This window comes from uncultured Sphingomonas sp., from assembly GCF_964244235.1.
In the GTDB taxonomy this organism is placed as follows: Bacteria; Pseudomonadota; Alphaproteobacteria; order Sphingomonadales; family Sphingomonadaceae; genus Sphingomonas.
In genome coordinates this window covers 19,018-27,570 of record NZ_CAXTII010000033.1, presented here as the reverse complement: position 1 = coordinate 27,570, position 8,553 = coordinate 19,018, and the positions used below count along the sequence as shown (strand labels likewise).

Genomic DNA, 8,553 nt, shown 5'->3' with positions numbered 1-8,553 from the left:
ATTCCACAACGCATGGAATGCCGCCGCCAAGTCGTAGAGATAGAACGCGATTCGATGCGGCTCCCGGGTGCTCGCGGCGGTCTCCACGGTGCGCGGGAACTGCGCCGCCAGCTTCACCAGCGCCAGCTCTTCCGTATCAAGCCGGGACAGGTCGGCGGTCCCTTCCGCGATCCCCGCCTCCACCGCGCGCCGGTGCAGCGATGCGATCCGGGCATGCGCGTAGTTGACGTAGAAGACGGGGTTGTCCTTCGACGCCTCGACGACCTTCGCGAAATCGAAATCCATCTGCGCGTCCGACCGCCGGGTGAGCATCGTGAAGCGCACCACGTCCTTGCCGACTTCGCGCACCACGTCCGCCAGGGTGACGAAATTGCCCGCACGCTTCGACATCTTGACCGGCTCGCCGCCGCGCAGCAGCCGGACCATCTGGACCAGCTTCACATCGAACCGCGTCCGTCCCTCGGTCAGCGCCTCGACCGCGGCGGTGATCCGCTTGACGGTGCCGGCATGGTCCGCGCCCCAGATGTCGATCAGCTGGTCCGCGCTCTCGGCCTTCTGGAAATGATAGGCGAGATCGGCCCCGAAATAGGTCCAGCTGCCGTTCGACTTGCGGATCGGCCGGTCCTGATCGTCGCCGAACCGGGTCGAGCGGAACAGTGGCAGCACGACGGGCTCCCAATCCTCCGGCGTCTCGCCCTTCGGCGCTTCCAGCACGCCGTCATAGACGAGATCGCGCGCGCGCAGCACCGCCTCCGCCGCCTCGGGCTTGCCCGCGGCCTGCAATGCGGCCTCCGATGCGAAGACATCGTGATGGACACCGAGCAGCGCGAGATCGGCCTTGATCAGCGCCATCATCGCAGCGACCGCGTGCGTGCGGAACGGCACCAGCCAGTCCGCCTCCGGCGCGGCCGCGTAACGGTCGCCGAATTCGCTCGCCAGCGCCTGCCCCACCGGGATCAGATAGTCGCCCGGATACAGCCCCTCCGGCACCGCACCGACATCCTCGCCCAGCGCCTCGCGGTAGCGCAGGTGCACCGAGCGGGCGAGCACATCGACCTGCCCGCCCGCATCGTTGACATAATATTCGCGGCGGACGTCGTAGCCGGTGAACGCGAGCAGGTTGGCGAGCGCATCGCCGACCACCGCGCCGCGGCAATGCCCCATGTGCATCGGTCCGGTCGGATTGGTGGAGACATATTCGATGTTCACCGTCGTCCCCATGCCGGTGTCCGAACGGCCATAGTCTTCCCGGGCCACCGCGATCGCCGCGATCTCGTCGCGCCAGATATCGTCGACGAGGCGGAGGTTGATGAACCCCGGCCCTGCGACCGCGACCGCGGCGACGCCGTCCACCTTGCGCAGTTCGGCGGCGAGCGCGTCGGCCAGCGCACGCGGGTTGGTCTTCGCCGGCTTGGCCAACACCATCGCCGCGTTGGTCGCGAGATCGCCATGGCTCGCATCGCGCGGCGGCTCGACCGTCACGCCCCGGCGATCCAGCCCCTCCGGCAACACGCCTGCCAGGGTCAGGTCGTCGAGCGCGGCATCGAGATAATCGGCGAAACGGGTATAGAGCGTCATACCCGCGCGCTTACGGGGCCGCGGTGCGCATCGCAATGGCAGGCGATTTGTGCTTTGTTCGAACCGCGACTCACCCGCGCAAGGTAGCCACGCATGTTCGTCGATTTCCGGAACGCCTGGCCGCCACCCGAACCCTGGCCGCCCAAACGGCCGCCCCGTCACGTCACGAAGCGTCGGGAGCGGATGATCGGCTGGATCGTCGGGCTCAACCTGCTGATGCTGCTGGTCGGGCCGCTGGCGGGCGCGACGATATTCGATGCCATCGTCGCGCTGGTGCGAGGCTGATCCCATCAAGCCGTTCCGTTCTCCTGCGAAAGCAGGAGCCCAGGGTCGATAGCGCAGCGCCCGTTACCCTGGATTCCTGCGTTCGCAGGAAACGACGCTAAGCCCGCACCAGCCCCCCGATCGCCGCCGTCCCCCCGCCCGTCGGGAACAACGCCGCCATCGTCCGCTGCGGATCGGTCGCGAAATGGCCCGCCACCGCGCCGCCGATGAATGCGTCGAGCGGCGTGGTCGGCTTCAGGTCGCGGTTCTCGTACAGCTGCGATCCCTTCAGGCCCGGCCAGTCGGCCACCACGCGGCCGCCCCTCACCGCGCCGCCGATCAGCATCGCCGAGGTGCCGGTGCCGTGATCCGTACCCCCGGTGCCGTTGACCGCGACGGTGCGGCCGAACTCGGTCGCGACCAGCACCATCGTGTCGTCCCATAGCGGCCCCATCCCGACCTGCAGCGCGGCGATCATCGCGTCGAGTCCCTTGAGCTGCGCGCCCAGCCGCTGGCGCTGCGCGGCGTGCGTGTCCCAGCCGCCGGTCTCGATCATCGCGATCCGCGCGCCGTCCGCGGGCGACAGAAGCTTGGCCGCGAGCGTACCGGTCGCCGCGGCATTCTGTCCGCCATTCTGGCCGAGGTCGCTGGTCAGCTGGCGAGTCGCCATCGCCTCGCTCCACAGACCGTGAAGCTGGCTGTCGCCCTGGTACAGCATCGACACGCGCTGGAGCAGGTCGTCCGAGGCCGCAGGCAGCGCGCTCGGGGCATAGGATGCGACCTCATGGCTCCCTCGCAGCGCCATCGGTACCGTGGCGGCAACCGCGATCGCGCGCGCATCCTGGGTCGGGACGACGCCCAGCAGCCGGTTGAGCCAGCCGTCGCGCACCTGATAAGCCCCCGCCCCACCGGTCTCCAGCACGTTCTGCCCGTCGAAATGCGACCGGTCGCGGTAGGGCGAGGCGATGGCGTGCGCGAACAGCGCCTGGCCCTGGCCGTAAAGCTGCGCGGTGTGCGTCATCGACGGGTGGAGCGCGAACATCGCGTCGAGCTTGGTGCCGGTCGCGAAATCCTCCGCCAGCGCGCCGCGCTGGTGCGCGAAGGCGGCGTCGCCGACCGGGCCGACGGTGCCCAGACCGTCCGCCGCCCCGCGCTGGATGATGAAGACGAACCGCTTGGTGGTGGCGGCCTTCGCGAATGCCATGCGTGGCGCGAAAACGGTGCCGATCGTCGCCAGCGTGGCGCTCGACAGGAAACTACGACGATCGAACATCATCTATCTCCGCATCATTTCGGGGGCGACCAGCAGGAGTGCCAGCGCCTGGGCAGGACTTTCGGCGTTCGTCAGCGCCTGCGCGGTGGCAGGGCTGACCGATGCCGGGAACAGCTTGATCGCAAGCGCACGTGCGTCGATCGCCGCGGGCACCCTGGCGGCGAAGCGCTCCGCCGCCTCGACCCGGCGCATTACCGCGTCGGGGCCGGCCCAGCTGGCGGCGATGTCGTCGTAACCGACCGGCTGGCCGGGCTTCCACACCGGTTGCCCGAGCTGGTTCATCAGGCCGACGATGACGCCGGGCTGTACCGTCGTCGCACCCAGCGCGCGGTAGCTGGCGATCGTCCATTCCCACGGCGTCCTGAATTTCGGCGATGCCTCGACCCACGCCTCGGGCGAGTTCACGATCGCGCGATAGACGGCGGGCAGGTCGCCGCCCGACGACAGGAATGCCGCCTGCAGCCGGGCGACCATCGCCGGCGGCGGGTTGTCGCCGGCGAAATGGCGCGCGAGCTTGGTGGCGATGTGCTGCGCGGTGGCGGGCGCGACCGCGACGTCGTCCAGGACTTCCTGCGCCTGGTTCACCCCGTTCTTGGCATAGCGCTTGCCCATGATGCGGCGTTCGCCGGGCTGGTGGATCGCCTCCGCGAAGACGAACTGGCCGGGGGCGCCGAAGGTGCCTGCCGCGCGCGCGCCCGGCCCCTGCCCGATCCCCGCGACCGTCCAGCCGGTCATCGCGCGGGCGAATTCGGTCACGTCGGTCTGCGTGTACCCGGACCGCACGCCAAGCGTGTGCAGCTCCAGGATCTCGCGCGCAAGGTTCTCGTTCAGCCCGACCTTGCGCTTGCCGCGCATCGCGATCCGCTGGCCGAGCGGGCTGTCGGGACCGATCGAGACCGCCTGGTCGAGGTAGATGAGCATCGCCGGATGCCGCTCCACCGCGGTCAGCATGTCGCGGAAATTGCCGAGCACGTGCGGGCGGATCGCCTCGAACTCCAGCGTGCCGGACAGGCCGATGACGGCCAGCTTGTCCGCGGACACCGCGAAATGGTTCGCCCAGAAATACACCAGCCGTTCGACGAACGGGGTATCGGTCGTCAGCGCGGCGGTGGCGCGCGCGGCGACCGCGCCGGCGTAATCCTGGCGACCCTCGCGCTGCGCGAACCGGCGCGCGGTCTTTTGCGCGTCGGTGCGGGGGGCCTTTGCAGAATCGGCGGGAGCCATGCCTGGCGGGAGCGGCTGCGGCGCGGCGCTGGTCATCTGCGCGGCGGCGGCGGGGGATGGCGGTGCCATCATCGGCGGCGACGCGGCACCGGGTTGCGGCTGGCCGTCCAATTGTGCCTGCTGGCGCAACATCCGCTGCTGTTCGAAATATTCCGCAAGCTCGGCCGACACCGCGGCGCTGGTCGGCGCGTTGGCGAGCGCGGCCGGGCGCGGTTGATAGGCGGCGAACTGGCCCAGCAGCCAGCCCTTCGCATCGTTCGGGACCGCGTCGCCCGGCCGCGCGCCGAGCCCGAAGCGGTTGATCGCGATGCTGGATGCCGACATCGTCCGTCTCCTTCGACCATGGCCAGGACCGGAGATACGCCCCGACTGTCGCAAAACTATGCCCCGTAACGCGCCATGTCGTCACAATCCTTCGCGCGATCGGGATCGGCGTTGACGAATGCAAAAGCTGCATTCGCACCGCGACGGGTTTGCATTTGCAACCTATGCTGCGTCGCAATAAACCGACGTTCGAAAGCGGGAGAGGAAGAACGGGTGCGAGACCAGCACCGATCTTTCGGGAGTTTTCGATCATGCGCAAGACCAGCATCACCATCGCCGCCGCCATCGCCGTGCTCGGTTCGACCGTCGCCATGGCGCGCGAAGCACCGACTCGTTTCGTTCGCGACGGCGTCACCTACGAATATACCGCCGAACAGCATGGCGCGCATCAGGTCCTGATCGGCCGTAGCCTGCCATCGGGCGAACCCTTCCGCCTCGTCGTCACGAACGGCCATGTCCATGGACTGGTATCCGGCGTGCAGGTCGCCTTCAACGTAGCGGATATCGGGCCGACCAATACGCAGATCGCATCGCGCTGACCCGCTCGCGTCATCCTCGCTTTCGCGGGGATGACGATGGGCAAAGCTCCGGGGGTGTTCAGAACCCTTCGGGCAAGTCGATCGGGCCAACCTGCTCGCGGTACCGCGTGACGGCGTAGCGATCGGTCATGCCGGCGATGAAGTCGCCGATGTGCCGATCGCGCGTCACGCAGTCTGCGGGCAGGCGATCGCGCCATTCCGCCGGCATTGCCGACGGATCGGTTCGATATGCCGCGAACAGTCCACCGACGACGCCGCGCGCGGCCTCCGCCGCCGCCAGCTGTACCGGGTGGTGGTAGAGGTTCGCGTACAGGAACCCTTTCAGATCGCGCTCCTCGATCCGCATCGCGTCCGAAAAGCCGACCAGCGGCTGACCGGCATTGCGAACGTCGTCCGCGTTCGTCACGCCGCTCGCCGCGATCCTCGCATGCGTTTCGGCGATCAGATCGTTCACCATCAGACCGATCTGCGCGCGCACCAGTTCGTGACCGAGCCGTTTGTGCTCGACACCCGGATATCGCGCCTGCGCCGCGGCCCAACCCCGCGCGACGATCGGCACCGCGCAGAGCTGATCGATGCTCAGCAGCCCGGCGCGCAATCCATCGTCGATGTCGTGGTTGTCGTACGCGATGTCGTCCGCGATCGCCGCGACCTGCGCCTCCAGCGACGCGTGCATGTCCAGCGCGAGTGGAAAGGCCGCGTCCGCCTCCGCCAGCGCCCAACCCGGATCGCACACCGGGCCGTTATGTTTCGCCAGTCCCTCCAGCGTTTCCCAACCGAGGTTCAGCCCGTCGAACCGCGGGTAAGGACGCTCGATCGTCATCAGCGTGCGCAGCGTGTGCCCGTTGTGATCGAAGCCCCCCGCCTCGGCCAGCGCCGCTTTCAGCGCATCCTCGCCGGCATGGCCGAACGGGGGATGCCCGATATCGTGCGCCAGGCACAATGCCTCGGTCAGGTCCTCGTTAAGGCCAAGCACCCGCGCGATCGTCCGCCCGATCTGCGCGACCTCCAGGCTGTGGGTCAGGCGGACGCGGAAATGATCGCCATCGGGGGCCATGAACACCTGCGTCTTGTGGCGCAGGCGGCGGAACGCGATCGAATGGACGATCCGGTCGCGGTCGCGCTGGAAGCCGTCGCGCGGGCCGTGCTCGATCCCGCTTTGTTCCTCGTGAAGCCGTCCTCTGCTCGCCGCCGGGTCCGAAGCCCAGGGCGCAGCCTCCGTCATTCGGCTGGCAGCTTCTCGACCTTCTGACCGGCGTCGCTGGTAAAGGTGAAGCCGGACACGCCATTTTTCTTGAGCGAATTGACGAACGCACGCGCATCGGCGTCGGTCTTGAACGGCCCGGCCAACACGCGGTTGGTCGCGCGCAACGGCGTCTTCCACCCGCCATGGCTGGCAAACGCATCGGGGGCTTTCTTCTTCACCGCGGCCCAGGCCTTGGGCAGATCGTCCTCGTTCGCGCCGCCCGCCACCTGTACCCAGATCCGCGCGGGGTTCGATCGCGCGGCCTTGCGCTCGGCGACGGCCTCCTTCGCGGCTTCCCTGTCCGCGGCCGCCTTCTCCTCGGCCGCAGCCTTCCTGGCGGCGAGCGCCTTCGTCGCGGCAGCGGCCTTGCGATCCGCGGCCCTGCGTTCGGCCGGGGTCACGGGTTCGTCGGTGGGTGCAGGCGTCGGGGCGGCATCGTGACGACCGCGTCCGCTGCGCGCCGGCTTCGCGTCGATGGCGGCCATCTCGCTCGACGCGGCACGAGCCGGCCCCGCGGCATCCAGTTCCGATGCGGGGATCGACAGACCGGCGATGATCCGCGCGAGCACCGCGTCCTCGCCATGCGCACGGCGCGCGGTCGTGCGATGCACCGCGGCGGTACCGGCAAGGGCGGTGAAGCCCGGCGTCGGCAACGGCGCGGCGCTGGCGGGTTCGGGCGTCGGCGCTTTGCGCACGGGTACCGCCTGCACCACCGCGACCGAGGGCCCGAAGACGGGTCCGGCCGGAGCCGGGACCGCCGGTGTCGTCATAGGCGCAGGCGTCGCTGCAGCGACCGTCACCGGTGTGGAGGCGATCGCGCCGAGCGTCGCAGGCGACTCCGTCGCGGCGACGAGCGTTGCCCGAGGGGGCGGCGCGGGCGTCGGGGCAATCGCCGCGGGTGTGCTGGCCGCAATGCCGGGCGCGGGCTGCGGCGCGACGGCCGGCGGCACGGTCGCGTGCGGAGCGATCGCCGCGACCGCGACAGGCGGTGTCGGGGGTATTACCTGCGCCGGTACCGCCATCGCGGCAAGGCGCTGCCCGCGCGGCGTCGGGGCAATCGCCGCGGGTGTGCTGGCCGCAATGCCGGGCGCGGGCTGCGGCGCGACGGCCGGCGGAAGCACGACCGCCTGCGCCACCCGAACCGGCGAGGCCGGGACGGCCTGGGTCGGCGTCGGCACGCTGCGACCGCGACGATCCCTGCGGCCGTTGCGCGGCTCGGGCGTCGGCCGGACCGCGACCGCAGCGACCGCGACGGGTTCCGGGGGCAGCGGTGTCGTCGCCGGGGCCAGGCGCGCATCGGCGACTCGCTCCGGACTGGTCCGGACTTCGCCGAAATGCACCGCAAACGCGCGGTCGATCGGGTCGAGCATCGGCAGACGCTCGAAAAACGGTTGCAACCCCAGCGCCATGCCGCCTGGCATCATCGTCGTCGCGATATGCTCCGCGCCCGCGATATCGCCATTCATTGCCAGCACGAACGCCCGCGACCGCCATGCGCCGCGATCGGTCTTCGTCAGCAACGGGGCAAGCGTGTCGAGCGCCAGTTGCTTATTGCCGGAAATGCCGAGCGACAATGCGTAACGCCGGATCGTCTCGTCGTCATTCGCGGCCGCTTTCAACGCCAGCCGATAATCGCGCTGCGCCCGCGGCTGATCGCCGACCAGATCATAGGCCAGGCCGCGATCGGCGGCGAATGCCCCGGGCGCAAGCCCGTAGCTTTCCGCCTGTGCGAAATATCGCAACGCTTCGCCCGGACGCTCGTTGCGGACCAGCAGCGACGCCTCCCCCGCCTTCACCCGTGCGCTGCGCGGATCGACCTTGTCCGCGCGCGTGAAGAACGCCGCAGCGGCGGTCAGGTCATCGAGCTTGATCGACAGCGCGCCCGCGGTGACGAGCGCGTCGAGATCCTGCGGGTTCGCCGCGAGACGGTGGACCTGATCGGCCAGCCGATCGGCATCGGTCGTCCCCGGCAACGGCTGAACCACCGCCTGCGCGTCGGCGGGGGCGGGAACGATCGCAAGGGCGAGCGCGAGCGACAGGAAGGGGATCGAACGGAATCGCATGCTTCGGCGATGCTAGAGGCCAGCGCGATGCGGACGGCAACC

Annotated in this window: 7 protein-coding genes; 2 read left to right on the top strand and 5 right to left on the bottom strand. The window is 69.5% G+C overall.

Translation table 11 applies throughout. From position 1 onward, the window contains the following. A partial coding sequence (gene argS / locus ACFE7D_RS07575; protein ID WP_375394821.1) for an arginine--tRNA ligase occupies nt 1-1,578 on the bottom strand: 1,578 nt, incomplete at its 3' end. 93 nt (nt 1,579-1,671) lie between these two features. Between argS and ACFE7D_RS07570 the strand changes: the two genes are divergently transcribed. Continuing rightward, nucleotides 1,672-1,863 carry a hypothetical protein gene (locus tag ACFE7D_RS07570; RefSeq protein ID WP_375394820.1) on the top strand — a complete coding sequence of 64 codons (192 nt, stop codon included), beginning with the start codon at nt 1,672-1,674 and terminating at the stop codon, nt 1,861-1,863. Between the two features lie 97 nt (nt 1,864-1,960). On the opposite strand, the gene ACFE7D_RS07565 is transcribed toward ACFE7D_RS07570, so the two are convergent. Both ACFE7D_RS07565 and ACFE7D_RS07560 read right to left on the bottom strand, forming a co-directional pair. Further along, a complete protein-coding gene (locus ACFE7D_RS07565) occupies nt 1,961-3,115 on the bottom strand; it encodes a DUF1501 domain-containing protein (protein ID WP_375394819.1) in 1,155 nt (384 codons plus the stop codon). Nucleotides 3,116-3,118: 3 nt separating this feature from the next. Beyond that, a complete protein-coding gene (locus tag ACFE7D_RS07560; RefSeq protein ID WP_375394818.1) occupies nt 3,119-4,663 on the bottom strand; it encodes a DUF1800 family protein in 1,545 nt (514 codons plus the stop codon). 251 nt (nt 4,664-4,914) lie between these two features. Here ACFE7D_RS07560 and ACFE7D_RS07555 point away from each other — a divergent pair, with 251 nt between their 5' ends. Next, on the top strand, nt 4,915-5,202 hold the full coding sequence (locus tag ACFE7D_RS07555; RefSeq protein ID WP_375394817.1) for a hypothetical protein: 288 nt from the start codon (nt 4,915-4,917) through the stop codon (nt 5,200-5,202). Nucleotides 5,203-5,260: 58 nt separating this feature from the next. On the opposite strand, the gene ACFE7D_RS07550 is transcribed toward ACFE7D_RS07555, so the two are convergent. Further along, complete coding sequence (locus ACFE7D_RS07550; RefSeq protein WP_375394816.1) at nt 5,261-6,427, bottom strand: deoxyguanosinetriphosphate triphosphohydrolase; 1,167 nt, start codon at nt 6,425-6,427, stop codon at nt 5,261-5,263. Beyond that, nucleotides 6,424-8,511: an SPOR domain-containing protein gene (locus tag ACFE7D_RS07545; protein WP_375394815.1), complete on the bottom strand. Its 2,088-nt coding sequence runs from the start codon at nt 8,509-8,511 to the stop codon at nt 6,424-6,426. Before ACFE7D_RS07545 ends, ACFE7D_RS07550 begins: the two co-directional genes overlap by 4 nt. Nucleotides 8,512-8,553: the final 42 nt, after the last annotated feature.